General features: G+C 71.8%; 16 protein-coding genes. 11 read left to right on the top strand and 5 right to left on the bottom strand.

Annotation, left to right across the window (positions count from 1 at the left end):
- Window positions 1-2: 2 nt before the first annotated feature.
- The 3 genes from ACQP1V_RS26890 to ACQP1V_RS26880 all read left to right on the top strand — a co-directional run bounded on the left by ACQP1V_RS26890 (window position 3) and on the right by ACQP1V_RS26880 (window position 6,233).
- Entirely contained in the window at window positions 3-1,313 is a 1,311-nt protein-coding gene (locus tag ACQP1V_RS26890; RefSeq protein WP_433412840.1) for a M28 family metallopeptidase, read from the top strand.
- Complete coding sequence (locus ACQP1V_RS26885) at window positions 1,310-2,668, top strand: carboxylesterase/lipase family protein (protein WP_433412838.1); 1,359 nt, start codon at window positions 1,310-1,312, stop codon at window positions 2,666-2,668. Before ACQP1V_RS26890 ends, ACQP1V_RS26885 begins: the two co-directional genes overlap by 4 nt.
- Window positions 2,669-2,831: 163 nt before the next feature.
- Window positions 2,832-6,233, top strand: coding sequence for a BTAD domain-containing putative transcriptional regulator (locus ACQP1V_RS26880; RefSeq protein WP_433412836.1), 3,402 nt, complete (start codon window positions 2,832-2,834; stop codon window positions 6,231-6,233).
- Between the two features lie 84 nt (window positions 6,234-6,317).
- Here the strand turns inward: ACQP1V_RS26880 and ACQP1V_RS26875 are convergent, their stop codons facing one another.
- The 3 genes from ACQP1V_RS26875 to ACQP1V_RS26865 form a co-directional block, all read right to left on the bottom strand.
- Entirely contained in the window at window positions 6,318-6,944 is a 627-nt protein-coding gene (locus ACQP1V_RS26875; protein ID WP_433412835.1) for a hemerythrin domain-containing protein, read from the bottom strand.
- Between the two features lie 190 nt (window positions 6,945-7,134).
- Window positions 7,135-8,142, bottom strand: a complete 1,008-nt coding sequence (locus ACQP1V_RS26870; RefSeq protein ID WP_433412833.1) for a LacI family DNA-binding transcriptional regulator — start codon at window positions 8,140-8,142, stop codon at window positions 7,135-7,137.
- Between the two features lie 181 nt (window positions 8,143-8,323).
- Window positions 8,324-8,509, bottom strand: coding sequence for a hypothetical protein (locus tag ACQP1V_RS26865; protein ID WP_387411982.1), 186 nt, complete (start codon window positions 8,507-8,509; stop codon window positions 8,324-8,326).
- On the opposite strand from ACQP1V_RS26865, the gene rhaI reads away from it, so the two are divergent.
- From rhaI to ACQP1V_RS26840, 5 genes are all read left to right on the top strand, one after another.
- The gene (gene rhaI / locus ACQP1V_RS26860; RefSeq protein WP_433412831.1) at window positions 8,502-9,668 is read left to right on the top strand and encodes an L-rhamnose isomerase; all 1,167 of its coding nucleotides are present in this window, start codon (window positions 8,502-8,504) and stop codon (window positions 9,666-9,668) included. The genes ACQP1V_RS26865 and rhaI overlap by 8 nt on opposite strands.
- A gap of 170 nt (window positions 9,669-9,838) precedes the next feature.
- On the top strand, window positions 9,839-11,893 hold the full coding sequence (locus tag ACQP1V_RS26855) for a bifunctional aldolase/short-chain dehydrogenase (RefSeq protein WP_433412829.1): 2,055 nt from the start codon (window positions 9,839-9,841) through the stop codon (window positions 11,891-11,893).
- Window positions 11,890-13,317, top strand: coding sequence for a rhamnulokinase (locus tag ACQP1V_RS26850; RefSeq protein WP_433412827.1), 1,428 nt, complete (start codon window positions 11,890-11,892; stop codon window positions 13,315-13,317). The genes ACQP1V_RS26855 and ACQP1V_RS26850 overlap by 4 nt, the downstream gene beginning before the upstream one ends.
- Window positions 13,318-13,792: 475 nt before the next feature.
- Window positions 13,793-15,253, top strand: coding sequence for a benzaldehyde dehydrogenase (locus ACQP1V_RS26845; protein ID WP_433412825.1), 1,461 nt, complete (start codon window positions 13,793-13,795; stop codon window positions 15,251-15,253).
- Between the two features lie 30 nt (window positions 15,254-15,283).
- Entirely contained in the window at window positions 15,284-17,536 is a 2,253-nt protein-coding gene (locus tag ACQP1V_RS26840) for a glycoside hydrolase family 3 C-terminal domain-containing protein (RefSeq protein WP_433412823.1), read from the top strand.
- A gap of 258 nt (window positions 17,537-17,794) precedes the next feature.
- On the opposite strand, the gene ACQP1V_RS26835 is transcribed toward ACQP1V_RS26840, so the two are convergent.
- A complete protein-coding gene (locus ACQP1V_RS26835) occupies window positions 17,795-18,151 on the bottom strand; it encodes a DUF4440 domain-containing protein (RefSeq protein WP_433412821.1) in 357 nt (118 codons plus the stop codon).
- Window positions 18,148-18,993: an SDR family oxidoreductase gene (locus ACQP1V_RS26830; protein WP_433412819.1), complete on the bottom strand. Its 846-nt coding sequence runs from the start codon at window positions 18,991-18,993 to the stop codon at window positions 18,148-18,150. The genes ACQP1V_RS26835 and ACQP1V_RS26830 overlap by 4 nt, the downstream gene beginning before the upstream one ends.
- A gap of 71 nt (window positions 18,994-19,064) precedes the next feature.
- Between ACQP1V_RS26830 and ACQP1V_RS26825 the strand changes: the two genes are divergently transcribed.
- From ACQP1V_RS26825 to ACQP1V_RS26815, 3 genes are all read left to right on the top strand, one after another.
- A complete protein-coding gene (locus ACQP1V_RS26825) occupies window positions 19,065-20,030 on the top strand; it encodes an AraC family transcriptional regulator (protein ID WP_433412817.1) in 966 nt (321 codons plus the stop codon).
- Between the two features lie 281 nt (window positions 20,031-20,311).
- Window positions 20,312-22,396 carry a prolyl oligopeptidase family serine peptidase gene (locus tag ACQP1V_RS26820; protein ID WP_433412815.1) on the top strand — a complete coding sequence of 695 codons (2,085 nt, stop codon included), beginning with the start codon at window positions 20,312-20,314 and terminating at the stop codon, window positions 22,394-22,396.
- Window positions 22,397-22,932: 536 nt separating this feature from the next.
- Window positions 22,933-23,427, top strand: a complete 495-nt coding sequence (locus ACQP1V_RS26815; RefSeq protein WP_433412813.1) for a cupin domain-containing protein — start codon at window positions 22,933-22,935, stop codon at window positions 23,425-23,427.
- Window positions 23,428-23,663: the final 236 nt, after the last annotated feature.

Here is a 23,663-nt window from a genome sequence, read left to right as displayed (position 1 = left end):
ACATGATCCCCGACGCCGCGCGGATGATGGAGTGGATCGAGACGGTCACCTCGCGGGGCATCAGGCGTCCCGGCTACCCGGCCGACGACTGGACCGCCGCGTGGGCCGCCGAGCGCTTCACCGAGTTCGGGCTGCACGACGTACGGCTGGCGCCGGTCGAGCTGCCCGTCTGGCGGCCGGTGACGGCGGCCCTGGTGGTGCGCCTGGACGCCGACCCGTCGAGAGTCGTACGGGTGGCGGCGTCCGCCCTGCCGTACACCACGCCGAAGGCGATCGTGAGCGCGCCGGTCAGCCGCGAGGTCGTGCCGGGCGCGATCGTCGTGCCCGAGTACACCTTCACCGAGCTGCCGCAGTCCTACGTCAGGGACCTGGCGACGGCAGTGCACGACCCCGAGGGCGTCTTCGACGAGCTGGTCCAGACGCTGCCGTTCCAGCTCGACTACCTCGACATCATCCAGGGCGTCATGGACGGCGGCGCCGCCGCCTTCGCGGGGGCGCTGACCGGGGTGCCGTGGGAGACACGCGACTACTACGTGCCCTACGACGCCGTGCACCGCGACCTCCCGGCCGTCTGGCTGTCGGGCGGCGACTCGCGGCGGGTGCTCGACCTGGTCGACGAGGGCCCCTGCACGGGCACGCTCACCGTCGAGTCGGAGACGGGCCCGGCCGTCTCGCACAACGTGATCGGCACGCTCCCCGGCCGCTCCGACCAGTGGGTGATCATCGGCTCGCACCACGACGCGCCCTGGGCCTCGGCCGTCGAGGACGCCTCGGGGATCGCGCTGGTGCTCGCCGCCGCCCAGTACTGGGCCGGCGTGCCCGAGCGGGACCGGCCGCACAACCTGGTCTTCCTGCTGACCGCGGGTCACATGGCGCACGCCGCGGGCACCCGGGCCTTCATCGAGGAGAACCGCGGCCTGCTGGGCGACGTCGTACTCCAGCTCCACCTGGAGCACGCCGCCCGGCGGTGCGTGGCCGTGGACGACGAGCTGGTGCCCACCGGCGACCCCGAACCCGGCTGGTGGTTCACCACCAGGAAGCCGGAGCTGGAGAGCCTGGTGGCGGCGGCCCTCGTCGCGGAGGACCTGAGACGCTCGTTCGTGCTGCCGCCGGACGTGTTCTCCCCGATGCCGCCCACCGACGGGGCCTTCTTCCACCCCGAAGGGGTGCCGCTCGTGCACTTCCTGTCGGCTCCCATGTACCTGTTCGACTCGGCCGACACCCTCGACAAGGTGCACGAGGCCAGCCTTGAGCCGCTCACCCGGGCGGCGATCAGAATCGTCGAAGGGACGGCCGGATGGCGTCGCGCATGATCGTACGAACGACTGCCGGGCTGGTCGAGGGCAGGGCCGAGGAGGGCGTGCTCGCCTTCCTCGGCGTGCCGTACGCCGCCCCGCCCTTCGGCGAGCACCGTTTCGGCGCGCCCGTCCCGCCCCCCGCGTGGGACGGCGTACGGCCCGCCGTCACGCGGGGCCCGGCCGCCCCGCAGGCGGCCGGTGAGGACATCGGCCTGTACGCGCCCGACGTCTTCGAGGTCGGCGAGGACTGCCTCAACCTCGACGTGCGCACCCCTGAGACCGGCCCGGCCGGGCTTCCCGTCCTGGTCTGGATCCACGGCGGCGCGTTCTCCATCGGCGGCAACGGGGCGGCCTGGCACCAGGGCTCCCGCTTCGCCCGCGACGGCGTGGTCTGCGTGGCCATCAACTACCGGCTCGGCTTCGAGGGCTTCCTGGCCCTGGAGGACGCCCCGCTCAACCGGGGCGTCCTCGACTGGCTGGCCGCGCTGGAATGGGTACGCGACAACATCGCGGCCTTCGGCGGAGACCCCGGCAACGTGACCATCGCGGGGCAGTCGGCGGGCGCCGCCGCCGTCGCCACTCTGCTGACGATGCCCCGCGCCGAAGGGCTGTTCCGGCGCGCGATCGTGATGAGCGGCTCGGCCAACCTGGTCGCGACCGAGCAGGAGGCGCGCGACTACGCCAAGACGCTCGCCGCCCGGCTGGGGATCGACCCGACCAGGTCCGCCTTCGCCGGGCTGTCCCCCGAGGCGCTCGTCGCCGAACAGCCGCCGCCGCTGGCCGGCGACTCCGGCGGGCTGAACGAGTCGGTGCCGGTCAAGCCGGTCGTCGACGGCGACCTGATCCCGGCCGTCCCGCTGGCCGCCCTGCGCGCGGGCGCGAGCGGGCACGTTCCACTGCTGGTCGGCTGCACCTCCCAGGAGGCCGACGTGTTCGTCCGCCGCCTGGTCGCCGACCTCGACGAGGCCGCCGCGCAGGCCGTGCTCGACCACCTCGGCGTCCAGGCCGACGAACCCGGCCTCACGCCGGCCGAGCGCGTCGGACGCGCCTTCACCCAGCACCTGTTCACCCGGGAGACGCGCTGGATCCGCGAGGCCAGGCCCGCCTACGGCTACGAGTTCCGGTGGGAGTCGCCCGTCGAGAGCCCGGTCGGCGGCGGACGCGTGGGCGCGGTGCACAACCTCGACCTGCCCTTCGTCTTCGACGTGCTCGACGCGCCCGGGGTCGAACGCACCGCGGGGCCCGGCGCGCCGCAGGCCGTGGCCGACGCGATGCACGCCGCCTGGGTGCGCTTCGCCCGCACCGGCGACCCCGGCTGGCCACTCGGGCACACCATGGTCTTCGGTGCACCCACCGACCGGGGGTTGTGACCTGCGGTCCCACACGAGCGCGGTGGCGCCGCGTAGTCGCACGCGATAAACCCGGCGATGTCGGCGGTTATCCCGCGATAATGGTCGACGTGGAGGAGGTCAAGGTCGTCGTCGCCCATCACGAGCGCGCGACCCTGCGCGTCGGCGGCGTGTTCTGCCCGGCATGCGGGACGTCATGGTGAGGTTGCGGGTTCTCGGGCAGTGCCGTGCCGAGGTGGCGGGCCGCCCGGTCGACCTCGGCGCGTCGCTCCAGCGTGCCGTCATGACGAGGCTCGTCTGCGCCCAGGGGCATGTCGTCTCCACCGACCGGTTCATCGACGACCTCTGGCAGGAGCAGGCGCCGCCCCGGGCCCTGGCCGCGCTGCAGGTCTACATCTCCAACCTGCGGCGCGTCCTCGAACCCGGCCGGCCTCCCCGGAGCTCCACTCGGAGTCCTGACCGCGTGATCGTCAGCGCTCCGCCCGGGTACCGGCTGAACCTGGAGGCCGACGCCGTGGACGCGTGGCGGTTCCCCCGGCTGGTCGACGCCGCGGTCGCCGTGTTCAACGCGGGACGGCCCACCGAGGCCATGGAGACGCTCGACGAGGCGCTCAGGCTGTGGACCGGTCCGGCCTACGCCGAGTTCGCCGACGAGGAGTGGGCGGCCCCGGAGGTGTCCCGGCTCGACGAGATCCGCACCGTCGCCGTCGACTACCGTGCCGAGGCGGCGCTCGCTCTCGGCCGCCACGCCGAGATCGTGCCGGAGCTCGAACGTCACGTTTACACTCATCCGTTCCGCGAGAACGGCGTACGCCTGCTCGCCCTCGCCCTCTACCGGGCGGGACGCCAGGGGGAGGCGCTGGCCGTGATCCGCCGGACGCGGCACGGCCTGGCCGAGGAACTGGGCGTGGACCTCGGGCCCCACCTGCGCGCCCTGGAGGCGGACATCCTCGCCCAGGCCGACTCCCTCCGCCTGGACCCGGCCCGGATCCCGCCGGTCGTGTCCGCCGCTCCTGCGGCGTCGGCGGATCCGGCCGCTTCTGTCGCGTCCGCCGCTGGTTCCGTACCGGCTCCCGGCCCGGTCCGGTTCCCTCCCGCGCCCGCCGCCGACCCCGCGCCCATGATCGGCCGTACGGCGGAGCTCGACCGCCTGGTCGCCGCCGCCGCCCAGGCGCGGCACGGGCTCCGGGTGGCTTGGCTGGGCGGCGACGCGGGCTCGGGCAAGAGCACGCTGGCCGACGCGCTGGTAGGCAGGCTCGCGGCCGACGGCTGGCGGGCCGCGGTGGGCCGGTGCCCGGAGACCGTCGGCGGCGTGCCGCCCGCGTGGGCCTGGAGCGAGGTCCTGGGTCATCTCTCCATCGCCTCCCCGCCCACTCCGGAGGCCGTCGTACGGCTCGCGCCCCTCCTGGAGCCCGAGACCGACCAAACCGTCGGCCAGTTCTGGCTGGCCCAGGCGGCGGGGGAGTACCTGGAGGGCGTGCCCGGCCCCCTGCTGATCGTGATCGAGGACGTCCACCGCGCCGACGAGGAGACCCTCCAGCTGCTCCGGCACCTGGCGGTACGCCTCGCCCGGACGCCCGTCCTCGTGCTGCTGACCCACCGGCCCGCGGAGGCCGCCGTCGACCTGCTGACCACCCGGGCGGCCCTCGCCGTCCAGGCCGCCGAGAACGTGACGCTGGACGGCCTGACCGAGCAGGACGTGGCCCTGCTGCTACGGGAACGGTCCGGCATGGAGGTCGACCCGGCCACGGCCCGCACCGTCACCGAGCGGACCGGTGGCAACCCGCTGTTCGTGACCGAGATCGCGCGGCTGCTCGCCGTCGACGGGCCGGCCGCCGTTCACGCGTTGCCGCCCGGCGTTCGCGATCTGATCCGCAGGCGGGTGGCCCGCCTGCCCGCGACGGCCCAGCTGACGTTGCGCAACGCCGCCGTCCTCGGCCGGGATGCCGACGCCGACGTGCTGATCGCCATGTCCGGCGGCGACGAGGAGACCGTGCTCGATGGCCTGGAGGCAGGCGTGCTCTCCGGGCTGCTGACAGAGCCGCTGCCGGGTCACGTCCGCTTCGCCCACGCACTCGTACGCGAGACGTTGTACGAGGACATCCCCCGGCTTCGCCGTACCCGCCTGCACGGGAGGTCGCTTGCGGCGCTGGAGCGGCTCAGACCGGGAGACGTGGGGGCGCTCGGGCACCATGCCCTGGCCGCGGCGACCACCGCCACGGCGCGCAGAGCCACGGAGTACGCCGCGCGGGCGGCGGACACGGCGTCCGGTCTCTACGCGCACAAGGAGGCGGCCGCCCTGCTCCAGGGCGCGCTCGACGCGCTCGATCTCGCCGCGGGCCCCGATCTGGAAACCCGGGTGGATCTGCTGTGCCGCCTGGTCTCCGCGAAGGCCCACGCGGGGGACGTCGTGTCCGCCCTCGCGGCGCAGGCGACGGCGCTCTCACTCGCCCGCCGGACCACCGACCCGGTGCTCATCGCCCGTGCGGCCGCCGCGTTCGACGCGCCGGTCATCTGGACGATCCAGCTGGACCGGCAGCCCGACCAGGACGTCATACGGGCGGCCCATGAGGCGATGCCCGAGGAACCGGGGGAGGCGCGCTGCCGCGTCCTGGTGGCGCTGGCCCACCAGCTCGAAGGGAACGACCCCGAGCTTCTCGAGACGGTGAGCGCCGAAGCGCTGCGGATCGCCCGTGACCTGGACGATCCGCGGCTGCTCTGCATGGCGCTCAACGCCCGATACTGGGCCTGCGTCGAGCCGGGGCGGCGCGACGAACTGGAGCGGCTCGGCCAGGACCTGCTGGAGGCGTCGGCGTCCGGCGGCCTGCTCGGCTACCAGACGCTCGGCCACTTCGCCCTGTGCATGGTGGCGCTCGGCCGCAACGACTGGGCCGGGGCCCGGAGCCACGCCGACCGGGCGGTCGAGCTCTCCACGAGCGGCCAGCTCGGTCTCGCCCTCGGCATCCTCGCCGTCCTCGACGCCCTCCACTTCCTGCTCAGGGGAGACTTCGAACGGGCCGAGGCCGCCTACACCTCGGTGGCCGAGCGGATGGCCCAGGCGGGCGCCATCAACGCGGCTTCGTTCGGCGCGCTGGGCAGGTTGACGGTTCGCATGTGCTCCGGGCGCGGCCACGACTCGCTGGCCGAGATCGCCGCGTTGCGGGAGCGCGTCCCTGACCAGGTGGACGAGCACTACACCTACGCGCTGATCGCCGCGGGCCGCATCGAGGAAGCCAGGGAGGTGTGGCCGGCCGGGCGAGCACCGCGGCGGGACTACTACTGGCTGTTCATGATGGCGATCCGGGCGGCCAACGCGATCGCCCTCGGGGCCCGTGAAGTGGCCGGCGACTGCTACCGGCTGCTCCTGCCCTCCCGCGAAGAGCTGGCCGGGCTGCACAGCGGCTCGATCACGCTGTGGCCGGTCGCCCAGACGCTGGGGGAACTCGCGGAGCTCCTCGACGACCCGGAGGCCGCCGAAGGGCACTTTGCCGTCGCCGCCGAGGTGGCGGAGCGGGTCGGCTCCCCTCACTGGCGGGAGCGGGCCCTGCTCGCGCTGGCGTCCGTAACCGGCCGAGCCGTCCGCTGAGCCGCGTATCCAGCCGTTGCGGACCTCGGTTCGCGTACGCACGGGTGACCGGATCGGGGAGCGTCGTCCGGCCGGGCGACGGGGTCAGGCGGCGCCGAAGATCAGCCGCTGGCGTCGCCGGTGGCCGCCGCGCATCAGCGCGAGCAGCACCACGAGCACCGGTCCCGCGAGCTTGCGCAGCTCCGCCATCTCCGACGGCAGGGCGTACTGCTCGATCCGGGGCAGTTCGAAGGAGATCTTGCCGCCCTTCCTGGCCACCTTCTCCACCGCGTTCCAGTCCGCGGCGGAGATCTGCCGCTCGATGATGGGGAAGATCACGCGCTCCTCCTCCTCGATGTGCTCGTCGAGCAGGTCGGCCAGCCGGGCCAGGGGCTTGGCCGCCTGGGCCGGGTCGGCCATCGCCGCGCGGACCTCGTCCAGAAGGGGGTCCAGCTCGGAGTGGTCGTCGCTCAGGTCGGTGAGGTCCACCTCCGGGCCCGCCGACCGTACGAGCAGGGGCCAGAGCGCCTCGTCCTCGACGCTGTGGTGGTGGTGGATGCCGGCGCAGAGCTGGACGGTGAAGTCACGGATCGCCGCGGCGCGGCGCGCGTCGCAGGACTGCCGCCCCGCGGCGATCTCCTGAGTCACCTTGGCGAGGCGGCGCGCGTCGCCGCGCATGGCCCGGTGGGTGATGCGGAAGCCCAGCACGTTCGGGACATTCGGGGAAGTCATCGGATTCTCCTTGGTCGGTTTCCTGACCAAAGCGTGTACTGGGCCCCTTGGTGTTCTTTAGGGCTGCGCTTAAGCAGGGCTGCGCTTAAGCGGATCCACCGCGACCGGCCCGCTGTGTGGCCCGCGACCTAACTGCCCGCCGAGCACGCGGGAAGGCGAGACACCCGCGTGCATTGGAGTGGAGGTTGAATCAGGCTTGCGTTGAAGCTCGCTCCACGAGTTCGGGACGGAAGACGACTTGGCGGAGTTCTTTCATTCCGCGGCCTGACGCCTCCTGGAGCAGGAGATCGACCGCCGTCTGACCGAGCAGAGCAGCCGGCTGCCTGATCGATGTGAATGGCACGATCGCCGTGGCAGCGAAATCGATGTCGTCGTATCCGATCAGTGCCATGTCCTCCGGCACTCGTAGCTTTCCTCGCAGCATAAGCGCCTGCAACAGCCCCATCGCCAGCAGATCGTTGGCAGCGAACACCGCGTCGGGGCGCTCCGCCGGGGTTCTCGCTTGCAGGGCCTCGCCGGCGGTACGACCCTCCAACACCGTCGGGCTCTCAGTCGGAACCACCTCGATCGCCGCGCCCGCGACCTCGGCGACAGCGCGGCGAGCACCCTCAAGACGATCGGAGACTTGCCGGATGCCGAGTGGCCCGCCCACGAAAGCGATCCGGCGGCGGCCCCGCTCAAGCAAGTGCTGAGCGGCGAGGAACCCGCCGGCGACGTCGTCAACCGCCACTGAAGAGAAGCTGCGAGGAGGAGCCTGCCGGTCGACAAGCACGACCGGGGTACCGCGGCGGCGCAACCGCTCAAGCCTTGCGAGTTCCTCGTTGAGCGGCGTGATCAGCAAGCCGTGAACCCGCTGCTCCTCGAAGAGATCGAGATACGCCGCTTCTCGGGCGCTGTTCGCGCCGCTGTTGCCGAGCAGCACGGTCAGGCCTTCCGCGGCCGCACGCTCTTCGGCGCCACGGGCGACCTCGGTGAAGAAGGGGTTGCGCACGTCAAGTACCACCAACCCGATCGAACGACTTCTCCCGGCTCGCAACTGTCGAGCCGCGTCGTTCCGGACAAAGCCCAGTTCTTCGATCGCGGAGAGCACGCGTTCGACGGTCGCCGGGGCGACCTTGTCCGGGTGGTTCAGGACATTGGAGACGGTACCCACCGAGACTGACGCCGCGGCTGCGACATCGCGAACGCTCACCGTCATCAGTTCTCCCCTTGGCGCGTCAGCCTGGCCGCCGGCTTCTCGCTCGCCGCAAGCATCGCCGCGCACACCGCATTCTGAAGGCGGCGACCTCTCGGATCGCCGAGGTACTCCGAGAACATAGCGCGTCGCGACTGGCATGACTTGCTTGCACCCGGCCGTTGTAACTACGCTTTGAAACGATTCAATCGTACATCGCTCGCCTGCGACTGAGCCGAGACTCTCGGGCATGGGCGCGCTCGACGACGATCGGCCCGACCGGGGCGCCCGGCGCCTGACCGAGATCTTCCACCTCGAAGCCCAGTTCGCCGCGCTCGGCGACGAACCCGACCGCGGCATCCGACCGACAGAAAGAAGCGATCGTGACCACGCTCTCCCCAGACATCCTGGCCGAGCTCGAGCGGCAGGCCATCGAGTTGCCGAGCTGGGCGTTCGGCAACTCGGGCACCCGCTTCAAGGTCTTCTCGACGCCGGGCACGCCGCGCGACCCGTACGAGAAGATCGCGGATGCCGCGCAGGTGCACGCGTACACGGCCCTCGCGCCGACCGTGGCCCTGCACATCCCGTGGGACAGGGTCGACTCCTACGACGACCTGCGCCGGCACGCCGAGGACCTCGGCGTCGCGCTCGGCACGATCAACTCGAACACTTTCCAGGACGACGACTACAAGTTCGGCGCCCTCACCCACGAGGATCCGCGGGTTCGGCGGAAGGCGATCGACCACCACTTCGCGTGCATCGACGTCATGCACGCCACCGGCAGCCGCGACCTGAAGATCTGGCTCGCCGAGGGCTCGAACTACCCGGGTCAGGCCGACCTGCGCGGCCGTCAAGATCGCCTGCACGAGTCGCTGAGGACGATCTACGACCGGCTCGGCGACGGGCAGCGCCTCGTGCTCGAGTACAAGTTCTTCGAGCCGGCGTTCTACCACACCGACGTGCCCGACTGGGGCACGAGCTACGCCCAGGTCGCCGCGCTCGGCGACAAGGCCATGGTCTGCCTCGACACCGGCCACCACGCGCCCGGCACCAACATCGAGTTCATCGTCATGCAGCTGCTGCGCCTCGGCAAACTCGGCTCCTTCGACTTCAACTCGCGCTTCTACGCCGACGACGACCTCATCGTCGGCGCGGCCGACCCGTTCCAGCTGTTCCGTATCCTCTTCGAAGTCATCCGCGGCGGCGGCCTCAACCACCCCGACGTCGCGTTCATGCTCGACCAGTGCCACAACGTCGAGGACAAGATCCCCGGCCAGATCCGCTCGGTGCTCAACGTGCAGGAGATGACCGCGCGCGCCCTGCTCGTCGACCGCGAGGCCCTCGCCGCCGCCCAGCGCGGCGGCGACGTGCTCGAGGCGAACCGCGTCTTCATGGACGCGTTCCACACCGACGTGCGCCCGGCCCTCGCGGAGTGGCGCGAGTCGCGGGGCCTGCCCGCCGACCCGATGACGGCCTTCGCCGGGTCGGGCTACCTTGCCCGGACCGCCGATGAGCGCGTCGGCGGCACGCAGGCCGGCTGGGGCGCGTGAGCCCATCGAGTCGCCGAGACTCGACCGCTCCCGCCCGGAGCGCGTCGATCTCCGGAGACTCGTCGGAGATCGAGGGACTCTCCGACCCCCGGTACCACGACGGTCTCGACGCGGCCTGTCCGGCCGACGGGGGAACAGACCACCATCCGCCACACCGAAGGATCCCGCTCATGACGAACCAGGCAGCCGCCGACCTCATCGCGCGGTCGAACCGCCTCGGCGCCGACCCGAAGAACACGAACTACGCCGGCGGCAACACGTCGGCGAAGGGCACCGAGACCGACCCGGTTACCGGCGAGCCCGTCGAACTGCTCTGGGTGAAGGGCTCGGGCGGCGACCTCGGCACGCTCACCGAGGCCGGGCTCGCGGTGCTGCGCCTCGACCGGCTCCGCGACCTCGTGAAGGTGTACCCGGGCGTCGAGCGCGAGGACGAGATGGTCGCCGCGTTCGACCATTGCCTGTTCGGGCTGGGCGGGCCGCACGGCAGAGGTGGCGCCGCGCCGTCGATCGACACGGCCATGCACGGCCTCGTCGACGCCGCGCACGTCGACCACCTGCACCCGGATTCGGGCATCGCCATCGCGACCGCCGCCGCCGGCGAGGAGCTCACGAAGAGGATCTTCGGGGACCGGGTCGTATGGGTGCCATGGCGCCGCCCGGGCTTCCAGCTCGGCCTCGACATCGCGGAGATCAAGGCGAAGAACCCGCAGGCGGTCGGCTGCATCCTCGGCGGCCACGGCATCACCGCGTGGGGCGACACCTCCGAGGAGAGCGAGAGGAACTCGCTCTGGATCATCGACACCGCCGCGGCGTACCTCACCGAGCACGGCAAGCCGGAGCCGTTCGGCGCGGTCGTGCCGGGCTACGAGCCGCTGCCCGAGGCCGAGCGGCGCGCGAGGGCCGCCGCGCTCGCGCCGACGATCCGCGGGCTCGCGTCGCACGACAGGCCGCAGCTCGGCCACTTCACCGACAGCGAGGTGGTGCTCGAGTTTCTCTCCCGCGAGAAGCTGCGGCCGCTCGCGGCGCTCGGCACGAGCTGCCCCGACCACTTCCTGCGCACGAAGGTGAAGCCGCTCGTGCTCGACCTACCGGCGTCGGCGAGCGTCGAGGAGAGCATCGCGCGCCTCAAGGAGCTGCACGAGCAGTACCGCGCCGACTATCGGGCGTACTACGACGCCTACGCGACCGAGGACTCTCCCGCGATCCGCGGCGCCGACCCGGCGATCGTGCTCGTGCCCGGCGTCGGCATGTTCTCGTTCGGCAGGGACAAGCAGACCGCGCGCGTGGCCGGCGAGTTCTACGTGAACGCGATCAACGTGATGCGCGGCGCCGAGGCGCTGTCGACCTATGCCCCCATCTCCGACGAGGAGAAGTTCCGCATCGAGTACTGGGCGCTCGAAGAGGCCAAGCTGCAGCGCATGCCGAAGCCCAAGACGCACGCGACGCGCATCGCGCTCGTTACCGGCGCGGCCTCCGGCATCGGCAAGGCCGTCGCCACCCGGCTCGCGGCCGAGGGCGCCTGCGTCGTCGTCGCCGACCTCGACCTCGAGAAGGCGCAGGCGGCGGCGTCCGAGCTCGGCGGTACGGATGTCGCGATCGGCGTGCAGGCGAACGTGACGGACGCCGCGCAGGTGGGGGCCGCGATCAACGAGGCGGTGCTTGCCTTCGGCGGCCTCGACCTCGTGGTGAACAACGCCGGCCTCTCGCTGTCGAAGCCGCTTCTCGAGACCACCGAGGCCGACTGGGACCTGCAGCACGATGTCATGGCCAAGGGCTCGTTCCTCGTGTCGAAGGCTGCCGCGCGGGTGCTCATCGAGCAGGGCCTCGGCGGCGACATCGTCTACATCTCCTCGAAGAACTCGGTGTTCGCCGGCCCGAACAACATCGCCTACTCGGCGACGAAGGCCGACCAGGCCCACCAGGTGCGCCTGCTCGCGGTCGAGCTCGGCGAGCACGGCGTCAGGGTCAACGGCGTCAACCCCGACGGCGTCGTGCGCGGCTCGGGCATCTTCGCCTCGGGCTGGGGCGCCAACCGGGCGAAGACCTACGGCATCCCCGAGGAGGACCTCGGCAGGTTCTACGCCCAGCGCACGATCCTGAAGCGCGAGGTGCTGCCCGAGCACGTCGCGAACGCGGTGTTCGTGCTCACCGGCCCCGAGCTCAGCCACACCACCGGCCTGCACGTCCCGGTCGACGCGGGGGTCGCCACCGCGTTCCTGCGATGACCGCCGGGGCGGTCGCCGCGGTCGACCTTGGGGCCACGAGCGGCCGGGTCGTCGTCGGGCACGTCGACCAGGCGGCCGGCACGCTCCGGCTCGACCACGTCGCGCGGTTCCCGAACATTCCCGTGCGCCTGGCGTCGGGCCTGCACTGGGATCTCACGGGCCTGTACCGCGACCTCACGCGCGGGCTCGCGGACGCGTTCCGCCGCGAGCCCGGCGTCGCGTCGATCGGCGTGGACTCCTGGGCCGTCGACTACGCGCTGCTGCGCGGCGACCGCGTCCTCGGCGAGCCGTTCCACTACCGCGACGAACGCAACGAGGCCGCGGTCGAGGCAGTGCACGCGCGGGTGCCGTTCGAGGAGCTCTACCGCCGCAACGGCCTGCAGTTCCTGCCGTTCAACACCGTGTACCAGCTCGCGGCCGAGCGGACGGGCGGATGCCTCGGGCTCGCCGATTCACTCCTGCTCATCCCCGACCTCGTCGGCTTCCAGCTCACGGGCGCGAAGGTCGCCGAGCGCACCAACGCCTCGACGACCGGGCTGCTGGACGTCGAGACGGGCGGGTGGGACCGCGAGCTCGTCGAACGGCTCGGACTCGAGGCGTCCGTGCTGCCCCGCCTCGTCTCGCCGGGTACCTCGCTCGGCGGCCTGCGGCCCGGAGTCGCCGCCGAACTCGGCGCTCCCGCCGGGATGCAGGTCGTGGCCGTCGGCTCGCACGACACGGCCTCGGCGGTCGTGGCCGTGCCGATGCGCCCCGAGTCCGCCGCCTACATCTCTTGCGGCACCTGGGGCCTCGTCGGCGTCGAGCTCGAGCGGCCGGTGACCACGGACGCCGCGCGCGAGGCGAACTTCACGAACGAGGGCGGCGTCGACGGCCGGGTGCGCTTCCTGCACAACGTCATGGGGCTCTGGCTGCTGTCGGAGTCGGTGCGCTGGTGGGAGCGCGACGGGTCGTCGATCGACCTGCCCGAGCTTCTCGCACAGGCGGCCGCGGTCACGACCGCGGTGCCCGTGTTCGACGCGAACGACCCGCGGTTTCTCGCCCCGGGCGACCTGCCGGGGCGCATCGCGGAGTGGTGCGCCGAGCGCGGGGTCGCCGCGCCGCGGAGCCGCGCGGAGTTCGCCCGATCGATCGTCGAGAGCCTGGCCGAGGCGTTCGCGAGAGCCGTGCGCACGGCGTCGGCCCTCTCGGGCGTCGGCGTCGAGACGATCCACATCGTGGGCGGCGGCGCGCTCAACGCCCTGCTCTGCCAGCGCACGGCCGACCGCTCGGGCCTCCCGGTGCTCGCGGGACCCGTGGAGGCGACGGCCATCGGCAACGTGCTCGTGCAGGCCCGCTCCGCGGGCTTCGCCGAAGGCGGCCTCGAGGCACTCCGCTCGCTCGTCGCCCGGGCCTTCAGCCCGATGCGCCATGATCCGGCCGGCTGAACGCCGGCCGCGAAGAAGAAGGACGAAACATGGTGCGACGCCCGCTGCCGAAGACGAGCTGTCGCTCGCCCGCGCCAGGCAGGCGGATGGTCCCGGTGGCCGATCTGACCACGCGTACCGCGTCAAGATACCGCCACGACGGCTCTGACCTGTGGCTTGACGGGGTCCGTTCCCGCAGGGAAGATCACGTTTTGTGCTTGTCCGGAACCCGGCAATTTGATCGAGGCAGCTGAGCTGGGCTGATTCTGTGTCGGCTTCTCTGTCGTGTCCTGCCGTTCGGTCGGGTGACGGGTTCGGGTTTGCAGATCCATGCCGGGCCGGGCAGCGCGGAAGGGAGCAGGCGATCGAGGCAGTGCGGAAGTTCCTGGCCCGAATCGACCCCTGATCCACCCGCCTGGCCCCGGAACCTCGGCGGCCACCCACGACGCGGACGTCGTCCGCGGTACCCATCCCCACAGCAGGAAAGGACTTCGCGGTGTTTCTCGACGCGGCACAGTGGCAGGACAAGATCTTCATCGGCGGTTCGTGGCAGGCGGGCTCCGGCGGCAGCGCCGACGTGATCGAACCCGCAACGGGCGTTTCGCTCGGCCGGATCGGCCGGGCCGGCGTCGACGATCTGGCGCGGGCTGCCGAGAACGCCGCCGAGGCGCAGCGTGAGTGGGCCGCGACCCCGCATCCGGTCCGCGCCGCGGTGCTCCGGCGCGCCGGTCAGTTATGGGCCGAGCACGCCGACGACATCGCCTGGTGGAACATCCGTGAGGTCGGCGCCGTCCCCGGCATGGCGGGCTTCGCCGTGCACACCGCGGAACAGGAATGCTACGAGGCCGCCACGCTGCCCGGCCGCTCGTACGGAGAGGTGATCCCCAGCGAGCAGCCCCGGCTGTCCCTGGCGACCAGGGGGCCGGTCGGCGTGGTGGGCGTGATCTCGCCGTTCAACGTGCCGATCATCCTGGGCATCCGCTCGGTGGCGCCGGCCCTGGCGCTGGGCAACGCGGTGATCCTCAAGCCGGACCCGCGTACCGCCGTCACGGGCGGCGTCACGATAGCGCGCATCTTTGAAGAGGCCGGGCTGCCGCCGGGTGTGCTGCAGATGCTGCCCGGCGGGGCCGACGTCGGCGAGGCACTGGTCACGCACCCCCTGGTACGGGTCATCTCCTTCACCGGCTCCACCCCTGTGGGTCGCCACATCGGCGAGCTGGCCGGCCGCCACCTCAAGCGAGCCCACTTGGAGCTCGGCGGCAACTCGGCCCTGATCGTGCTGGACGACGCCGACCTGGACGCCGCGGTCAACCTGGCGGCCTGGGGGGCGTTCTTCCACCAGGGGCAGATCTGCATGACCACCGGCCGCCACCTGGTCCACGAGCGGCTCTACGACGACTTCGTCGAGCGGCTGGCCGTCAAGGCCCGGCAGCTCACCGCCGGAGACCCGGCCGGCGGCCAGGCCGCCCTCGGCCCGATCATCGACGCCGGGCAGCTCGACAAGATTCACAAGCTGGTCGTCGACAGCGTCGACCAGGGCGCGCGACTCGCCACCGGCGGCACCTACGACAACCTGTTCTACTCCGCCACCGTCCTGGCTGACGTCACCCCGGACACTCCGGCGTTCGCCCGGGAGGTCTTCGGCCCGGTCGCCCCCGTCGCCCGCTTCTCCAGCCTCGATGAGGCCGTCAAGCTGGCCACCGCCACTGAGTACGGCCTGTCGCTGGGCATCGTCACGCGCGACGCGATGAAGGGCTTGGAACTGGCGCAGCGGATCCCGACCGGCATCGTGCACATCAATGACCAGACGGTCAACGACGAGGCCAACGCCCCGTTCGGCGGCGTCGGCGCCTCCGGCACCGGCTCCCGCTTCGGTGGCGCGATGGCCAACATCGAGGCGTTCACCGAGACCCGCTGGATCACGATGCGCGGGCAGGCTCCCACCTACCCGTTCTGACCGGGGGCCGAGAGCAGAAAGGCAGACACCATGACCGACAACGCCACCGAGGTGAACGAGACACCGGCCGGCCTCACCCTGGAGGAGAAGGCGTCGCTGACCAGCGGCGCGGACTTCTGGACGACCAAGGCGATCGAGCGGGCCGGCGTCCCGTCGATCATGATGACCGACGGCCCGCACGGCCTGCGCAAGCAGCGCGGCGGAAACGACCATCTCGGCATCGCCGACAGCGTGCCCGCGACGTGTTTCCCGCCCGCGGCCGGCCTCGGCTCGTCCTTCGACCCGGAGCTGGCGCGGCGCGTCGGGGAGGCGCTGGGCGTGGAGTCGGCCATCGGGGACGTCGCCGTGCTCCTCGGACCGGGCGTCAACATCAAGCGGTCGCCGCTGTGCGGCCGCAACTTCGAGTACTTCTCCGAGGACCCGATCGTGTCCGGCGTCATGGGTGCGGCGCTCGTACGCGGGATCCAGTCCACGGGCGCGGGCGCGTCGCTGAAGCACTTCGCCGCGAACAACCAGGAAACCGACCGCATGCGCGTCTCCAGCGACGTCGATCCGCGACCGCTGCGCGAGATCTACCTGCGCGGCTTCCAGCGGGTGGTCGAGGACGCGCGGCCCTGGACGGTCATGTGCGCCTACAACCGGATCAACGGCGTGTACGCCTCGGAGAATCCGTGGTTGCTGACGCGGGTGCTGCGCGAGGAGTGGGGCTTCACCGGCCTCGTCGTCTCCGACTGGGGGGCGGTCGCCGACCGCGTGGCGAGCCTGAAGGCCGGGCTCGACCTGGAGATGCCCTCAAGCGGAGGCCGCACCGACGCCCAGGTGGTCGCCGCGGTGCGGGACGGCTCGCTCGACGAGGACACACTCGACACCGCCGCCGCCCGGGTACTCGACCTCGTACGAAAGGCGCAGGCCCGCCCCGCGGTCGCCGGGCCGCTCGACGTGGAGGCGCACCACGCGCTTGCCCGCGAGGCCGCCGGCCGATCGATCGTGCTGCTGAAGAACGACGGCGTGCTGCCCCTCGCCCGGGACACCCGCGTGGCCGTGATCGGCGCGTTCGCGGCGCGACCGCGCTACCAGGGCGCCGGATCGAGCCTGATCAACCCGACGCGGCTCGACACCGCCATCGACGAGATCCGCACGCTGTCGGCGGGCGAGGTGATGTACGCGGAGGGCTTCACGCTCGACGGCACGGGCGACGCCGCCGCGCTGCGGGACGAGGCCGTCGCCGCGGCCTCCTCGGCCGAGGTCGCCGTCGTCTTCCTCGGTCTGCCGGCCGCGGAGGAGTCCGAGGGGTACGACCGCGACCACATCGATCTGCCCGCCGCCCAGCTCCACCTGCTTGACGCTGTCGTCGCGGCCAACCCGCGCACCGTCGTCGTGCTGTCCAACGGCGGTGTGGTTGCGCTGCCGTTCCGCGACCGGGTGCCCACGATCGTTGAAGGCTGGCTCCTCGGTCAGGCCGGTGGCGGGGCCACCGCCGACGTGCTGTTCGGCGTCGTCAACCCCTCCGGCAAGCTGACCGAGACCATCCCGCTGCGCCTGGCGGACACCCCGTCGTACGGCAACTTCCCCGGCGAGTCCGGCCACGTGCGCTACGGAGAGGGACTGCTCGTGGGCTACCGCTGGTACGACGCGAGGTCGGTCGAGGTCGCCTACCCGTTCGGCCACGGCCTGTCGTACACGACGTTCCGCTACGGCGACGCCTCGGTCTCCGTCCGGGCCGACGGCGACGTCGCCGTCACCGTGCCCGTCACGAACACGGGCCAGGTCACGGGCCGGGAGGTCGTGCAGGTGTACACCTCCCTGCCCGGCTCGGCGGTCCAACGGGCTCCCCGGGAGCTCAAGGCATTCGCCTCGGTCGCGCTGGAGCCGGGCGAGACGGCGGTCGCCGAGCTGGTGGTGCGCCGCGCCGACCTCGCGTACTGGGACGTCCGTGTGGACCGCTGGATCGTCGAGGGCGGCGAGTACGTCGTCGAGGTCGCCGCGTCCAGCCGCGACGTGCGCTCGGCCGTCACCGTGGCCGTCACCGGCGACGACGTGCGCCTGCCGCTCACCATGGACTCCTCGATCGGCGAGCTGCTCGCCCACCCGGTCGCCGGGCCGATCGTACGGCAGGCGATGTCCGGCACGGACGGGGGCGGCGCGTCGATGATGGCCAATGACGAGGGACTGCGGAAGATACTCGAATCGTTCCCGATCGGCCGGCTCACGGCCTTCCCTGGCGCGCCCGTGTCGCGGGAGCAGATCGAGGGGCTCATCGCGATCGCGAACGCGCAGGGCTGACCGCCGCTCGTCGCCGGGACGACGGCCCCGGTCGTCGTCCCGGTCCGTTTGTCGCCTTGCTGGATCCAGGAGATCTCCCACTGCTCCGGCTCGACGAAACCGAGGAAGAGCGAGCGCAGCCGGGGCAGCCGGTGGGCGTGGGCGGCGAGCACCTCGGGGGCCTTACGCAGATTCTCTCCGGCGACCACGAGGGCCCGGATCTGAGAGCCGTCGACCCTGCGAAGCAGGTCCCTCAGTTCATCCGCGAACGCGCCGCCGTCACGGTAGCCAGGTCTCGTGCAGGTGTAACCACGTGGCGGCCTGGAGGATCACCGTGGACTGCCGGGTCCGATCCGGCTGGACCTCCTGGTAGGTGGCCACGAGGAGGGCGCCGTCGGAGGCGACGATCCGCACATGGCGGATCTCGACGGTCAGCCCCGGTGCCCTGCCGTAGAGTGCCTCGACCTCGGCGAGGACCTGGTCGCGGGAGAGCGTCTGGCCGTCGGGGGTGATGAGCGTGAAGCCGGGGGCGTGGGCGTCGGCGAAGTGGGCGAACTCCTCCCGCGCGGCGGCGCCGGTCAGCCAGCGTTCGATGACCTCGTGGTGGCGGACGATCTCCGCCTCGGCGCCGTTCACCGGGTCGCCCAGGGCTGGGCGGCGATCCAGGTGCGTAGCGGCGTCAGCCGTAGGCCCAGCAGATCGGCCACTGCGGGGTCGGCCGCGAACAGGTCGCGGTCGGCGGCGGCCCAGCGGTAGGTGGCCGCCACCACGGCGGCCGTCGGCGCGCCCAGCGCCATCGCCAGGCCCGACTCGAACTCGGCCAGATCCTGCGCGGAGTAGCGGGCGCCGAAGGCGGCCGCCAGCTCGTCGCCGGTCACCACGTCGGGCCCGCCGAGCTTCAGCATGGCGCCCTCCAGATCGTCACGCACGAGCGCGGCGTGCGTGGCGGCGCCCAGGTCGTCATGCGAAAGCCAGGGCACCGGCAGGTCGGCGGGCAGCGGGTAGCGCAGCACGCCCTCGGCCGCCAGCGGACCTGCCACCCACGACGCGGCCAGGTTGTCCAGGTAGACCGGCGGGCACAGCACCACGACCGGCAGACCGGCCGACTGCAGCGTCCGCACCGCCCACCGGCGCGTCTCGAAGGCCGCCACCTGCGTGGTGGCCTCGGGCAGCCGGTTGGCGGTGTTGAACACCAGCCGCCGCACCCCGGCCGCCAGCGCGGCGTCGCGCACATGGTGGACGTAATCGGCCACCGTGTCCGGCTCGTAGACCAGGGGCAGCGTCACCGAGGCGTGCGTCACCCCGGCGAAGGCCGCCTTCACCGCCCCGGCGTCGCCGAGGTCGCCGGCGACCGGCTCCACTCCGTGCGGCACTCGGCCGCTCCTGGTCAGGCCGCGCACCGTGTGCCCCTCGGCGACGAGCCGCCGCGCGACCGCGCCGCCCTGGGCGCCTGCCGCGCCGATCACAAGAAAGGTCATGCCGGACAGCCTCGACCGAATCCGCGATACGCTCGATAAAGCGAAATATCGGGTTATTTAAGGATCGTCCGGTGGATGGTGATCTGCTGAGCGCTCTGCTGGCCCCGCTGCGGCTGGAGGGAGTCTTCCACAGCCGCTGGCAGGCTGGGTCGCCCTGGGGCATCGCGGGCGAGGGCGAGGACTGCGCGCTGCTGCACTATGTGCACGAGGGCACCTGTGCCGTCGAGTTGCCCGGCGCCGAGCCTGTCCTGCTGCGCGCCGGGGACCTGGCCGTCTTCCCGCACGGCAGCGCCCACCGGCTGGGCGACCGGCCGGGGCGCCCCGCCGTGCCGCTCGCCGCTGTGCTACCCGAGCGGCCGCCGGGCGGCATGAGCACCGTCGAGCTCGGCGGGCCCGGCGAGCAGACCGTCCTGCTCTGCGGCGGGCTCCACTACGACCGGGCCGCCATCTCGCCGATCTACCGGGCGCTGCCGCCCATCCTGGTGCTCGACCAGGCCACGCTGGAAGGTCACGGGCTGCTCGGCGACACCCTCGGGCGACTGGCGGGCGAGTGGGACCTGGCCGAACCCGGCGCGACGCTGGTCGCCCTGCGCGCCTTCGAGCTGGTTTTCGTGCTGGCGCTGCGGGCCGCGGTGGGCGAGCTGGCCGAGGGCTCGCCGGTCCTGCGGGCGTTGCGTCACCCGGCGATCGGGACGGCGCTGCACGCCGTACAGACGAGGTTCGCCGAGTCCTGGACGGTGGAGTCACTGGCAGCACAGGCCGGGATGTCGCGCTCGGCGTTCGCGGCGACCTTCCGCGAGCTGGTCGGCGAGGCGCCGATCCGGCACCTGACCGCCCGCCGCATGCAGGAGGCCGCACGCCTGCTGAGCGAGACCATGCTCGCCCACAGCCGGATCAGCGAGCGCGTCGGCTACCACTCGACGGTCGGCTTCCACCTGGCCTTCCGCCAGTGGTACGGGACCACCCCTGGCGAGTACCGCCGCCGCTGGGCTCAGGACACCGCACTCAGAACAGTGGACGTGATGCGGGGAGCGTGATGCGGTCGCCGGCCTCGCGGCGGGCCTTCTCAGGGGCGCCGGTCGTAGCGGGCCGTCGTCGCCGCCGTGCTGTTGCACAGCCCGGCCGTAGCCCGGGCTAATCGAACTGGAGAAGGCAAGAAGTCGCAGGTCCCAGGCCACAGCAGCGCAGTCCGCGTCGATAGGGGCCCACCGGGAACTCAGGGGTCATTTCTTACATGGCCGTAAGGCGCGCCCGGCGGAGGGACGCGTGACCTAGTGCCCGACATGTCGCCGGATCTCCGGCCTATGATCATGCGCATATGAGCGACATCACCGAACCCCCGATCGCCCGGGTGGACGTCGTGCGCGAGACCCTCCACGGCATCACACTCGAGGACCCCTACCGGTGGATGGAAGCCGAAGGCGAGGAGTTCCACCACTGGCTGGACGGCCAGGCCAGGCACGCCCGCGAGCACCTGGACGCCCTGCCGCACCGCGCCGGCCTGCTGACCCGGATCCGCGAACTGGGCAGCGCGCTCACGCGGTACTTCGGCCTCGCGATGGCGGCCGACAGGGTCTTCGCCCTGGTACGCGAGCCGGACGCCCGCGTGCCGGTGCTGACGGTGACCGAGGCCGACGGAGCGAGCAGGCTCCTGTTCGACCCCGGCACGGTGCCCGGCGACGGGCACCACGCCATCGACTGGTACGTGCCCTCCCCCGACGGCCGCCACGTCGCCTGCGCCGTCTCCGCCTCCGGGTCGGAGAACAGCTCCATCCACGTGATCGACGCCGACTCCGGCGCCCTCCGGGAGACGATCCCGCCCACGACGCGCTTCGCCTTCCTGAGCTGGCTGGAGGACAGCCGGTCGTTCGTCTATCACCGCTACGCAGAGCAGCACCTCCTGGACAGCCGTACCTTCCTGCACCACCTGGGCGCCGACCCGGCACAGGACACGGTGGTGCTGGCCCGCGACCTCAACCCCCACATCGAGCTGACCCCGCGCGACCGGCCTTTCCTGGTGGTGCCGCCACACGGCGAGTGGATGCTGGCGATCATCTCCCACGAGGCGCTCAGCCCCTGGCCCTGGACCAGCGAGCAGCTGAGCGACTGCACGATATACGTGGCGCCGCGCGCCGGGCTGGCCGACCCGGCCACCTGCCCGTGGCGGAAGGTCGCGGACGTGGCCGACGGCGTGACCACCTTCGCCACCAGCCACGACACCCTCTACCTGGTCTCCCATCGGGACGCGCCGCGCTCCCGCGTGCTGGCCGTTCCGCTTGCCGCACCCGATCTGTCCCGAGCCCGGGTGGTCGTGCCCGCGGGCGAGCGCGTGGTGGAGTCGGTGCGGGTGGTGGGCGACCGGCTGCTGGTGCGCGATCTCGACGGCAGCGTCAGCCGGATACGGCACGTACCCCTGTCCGGTGGCGAGCCCGCCGACCTCCCGATGCCGGTGGACGGCACCATCCTGGAGTGGACCACCCACCCCGAGCGCCCCGAAGCCCTGCTGCTGGTGGCCGGCTGGACCGACGCGCCACGGCTCTACCGCTACGACGGCCAGTCCCTCCAGGACACCGGGCTGGCGCCCCGCTCACCGGTGGACTTCGGCGACGTGCACGTCCGTACCCTGCACGTGCCCGCGAGGGACGGGACGCCGATCCCGCTCACGGTCATCCACCACAAGGACCTGGAGCTGAACGGCGACAACCCGGCCGTGCTCACCGGCTACGGCTCCCACGGGTTCATCGACCTGCCGGAGTTCCGTCCCGAGATGCTCGCCTGGTACGAGCGTGGCGGCGTCTACGCCGTCACGCACCTGCGCGGCGGCGGCGCCTACGGCCGGGAATGGCACGAGGCCGGGCGCGGCGAGCGCAAGGAGGCCACCATCACGGACTTCATCGACTGCGCCGAGCATCTCATCGCCCTCGGCTACACCCGCCCGGGGCGACTGGCTGCCGAGGGCGCCAGCAGCGGCGGCATCCCCACCGGCGGCGCGCTGGTGCGCCGCCCCGATCTGTGGGCGGCCATGGCGATGCACGTGCCGACGGTGAACGCCACGCGCAACGAGTTCGGCGAGAGCGGGCCGATCAACGTGCCCGAGTTCGGCAGCGTCACCACCGAGGAGGGCCTGCGTGCCCTGCTGATCATCGACGCCTACCTGCGGGTTCGGGACGGCGTGCCGTACCCGGCGGTGCTGCTGACCACCGGCCTGCGCGACGCGCGGGTGCCGCCGTGGCAGCCGGCGAAGCTGGCTGCCCGCCTGCAGGCGGCCACGGCCTCCGGCCGGCCGGTGCTGATGCGCGTCGAGGAGCACGGTTGGCATGGCGCCGGCTCGACCAGAGACCAGGAGCAGGCACTGCTCGCCGATGTGCTGGCCTTCCTGTTGCACGCGTCCGACGGGTCATGATGACGACAGACATGCCGGGTACGGCACACGCACGCGCCCTCAGCCACCTCACAGCCCGGTCGATCCCGGCCTGCGTGTGACGCTCAACCTCCATCCCGACCGCCTGGTGGGCGAGCCGGCGATCCTCGAGCGGCTGGCAAGGACGGCGTCTACCTGTCCCAGTTCGGGCGGCCTGACCGCCCATCCCGGCGGGGACAGGTGGCTCTGGGAGAGCCGCATCTTCGGCGGCGCGTCGTCACGACGTCGTCTACCGCGGCAAAGCCGTCAAAGGGTCGTGGTGGCGGGCGCTCGCGACCAGAATCGAAGCGCACACCGATGAGAGGTCGGGGTCGGCGACGGGCAGTCCGGCGAAGGTCTCGCGGTGGGAGCGGTCGATCTTGGCCATGGCTTGTCTGGCCGCCGGACAGGAGGCGTTGCACCCTTGGGCGCGAGATCTTGGCTCTATCAAACAGGCGTGAATTGGATCTGCCGACGGAGCCACTTCGTCGCCTAGGGTCATGCCGCTCAGATCGATCCACCGCTAGGAGCCGGTAACGATGTCCTATCCGCCGCCGCGATACTTGAAGGATCACGGGATCGCCAGCGCAGCCTTCCGGTCGGCCGACGTGCCGCCGGACCTCACGATCGGGGTCAAGTCCCGGGTCGGCTATCTGGCCACCGGGGCGAGCACGGATGGCCAGTTCGGTCTCTACCGCTGGGACATGGCCGCGATCCCGAACGGCCCCGGCGCCCATTTTCACCGGACGATTTCCGAGTCGTTCTTCGTCCTGGAGGGCACCGTCTCGCTGTACAACGGCGAGCGATGGCTGGACGCGACACCGGGCGACTTCCTGTACGTGCCGCCGGGCGGGATCCACGCTTTCAGCAACAATTCCGATGCACCTGCTTCCATGCTGGTGCTGTTCACCCCGGGTGCACCCCGGGAGGCGTACTTCCAGGAACTCGCCGAAATCGCCGCTTCCGGCCGCCGGCTCACCGAGGAGGAATGGACTGAGCTGTATGCCAAGCACGACCAGTACGTCGCACCGTGAATAACTCTTGAGTAATAATCCGGACGGCGTTATGGCCGAGATCTCATCGTCATGAATCGGAACAGCACTTTTGACTCGAGTTCGGCCATCTCCGCGATCTTGAATTCGGGTATGTAGGCCGTGAGCGGGTCGCGGCGGGCCCGAGTAAGGCCTCTTCCGATCTCTGTCAGATCTCGGAAGAGGCCCTTCCAGCTGCTGAAACACGACGGCCCCGGTACCCGCAGCCCTGACGCCGA

The organism is Microtetraspora malaysiensis (assembly GCF_050947145.1).
Lineage (GTDB): Bacteria > Actinomycetota > Actinomycetes > Streptosporangiales > Streptosporangiaceae > Microtetraspora_A > Microtetraspora_A malaysiensis.
Note: the sequence above shows the minus strand (reverse complement) of the source record. Positions and strands in the feature narration are given on the sequence as shown.

Coding starts and splice junctions, on each gene's coding strand:
- ACQP1V_RS26890 (WP_433412840.1), top strand. CDS start 3: ATGATCCCCGACGCCGCGCGGATGATGGAGTGGATCGAGACGGTCACC.
- ACQP1V_RS26885 (WP_433412838.1), top strand. CDS start 1,310: ATGATCGTACGAACGACTGCCGGGCTGGTCGAGGGCAGGGCCGAGGAG.
- ACQP1V_RS26880 (WP_433412836.1), top strand. CDS start 2,832: ATGCGGGACGTCATGGTGAGGTTGCGGGTTCTCGGGCAGTGCCGTGCC.
- ACQP1V_RS26875 (WP_433412835.1), bottom strand. CDS start 6,944: ATGACTTCCCCGAATGTCCCGAACGTGCTGGGCTTCCGCATCACCCAC.
- ACQP1V_RS26870 (WP_433412833.1), bottom strand. CDS start 8,142: ATGACGGTGAGCGTTCGCGATGTCGCAGCCGCGGCGTCAGTCTCGGTG.
- ACQP1V_RS26855 (WP_433412829.1), top strand. CDS start 9,839: ATGACGAACCAGGCAGCCGCCGACCTCATCGCGCGGTCGAACCGCCTC.
- ACQP1V_RS26850 (WP_433412827.1), top strand. CDS start 11,890: ATGACCGCCGGGGCGGTCGCCGCGGTCGACCTTGGGGCCACGAGCGGC.
- ACQP1V_RS26840 (WP_433412823.1), top strand. CDS start 15,284: ATGACCGACAACGCCACCGAGGTGAACGAGACACCGGCCGGCCTCACC.
- ACQP1V_RS26830 (WP_433412819.1), bottom strand. CDS start 18,993: ATGACCTTTCTTGTGATCGGCGCGGCAGGCGCCCAGGGCGGCGCGGTC.
- ACQP1V_RS26820 (WP_433412815.1), top strand. CDS start 20,312: ATGAGCGACATCACCGAACCCCCGATCGCCCGGGTGGACGTCGTGCGC.
- ACQP1V_RS26815 (WP_433412813.1), top strand. CDS start 22,933: ATGTCCTATCCGCCGCCGCGATACTTGAAGGATCACGGGATCGCCAGC.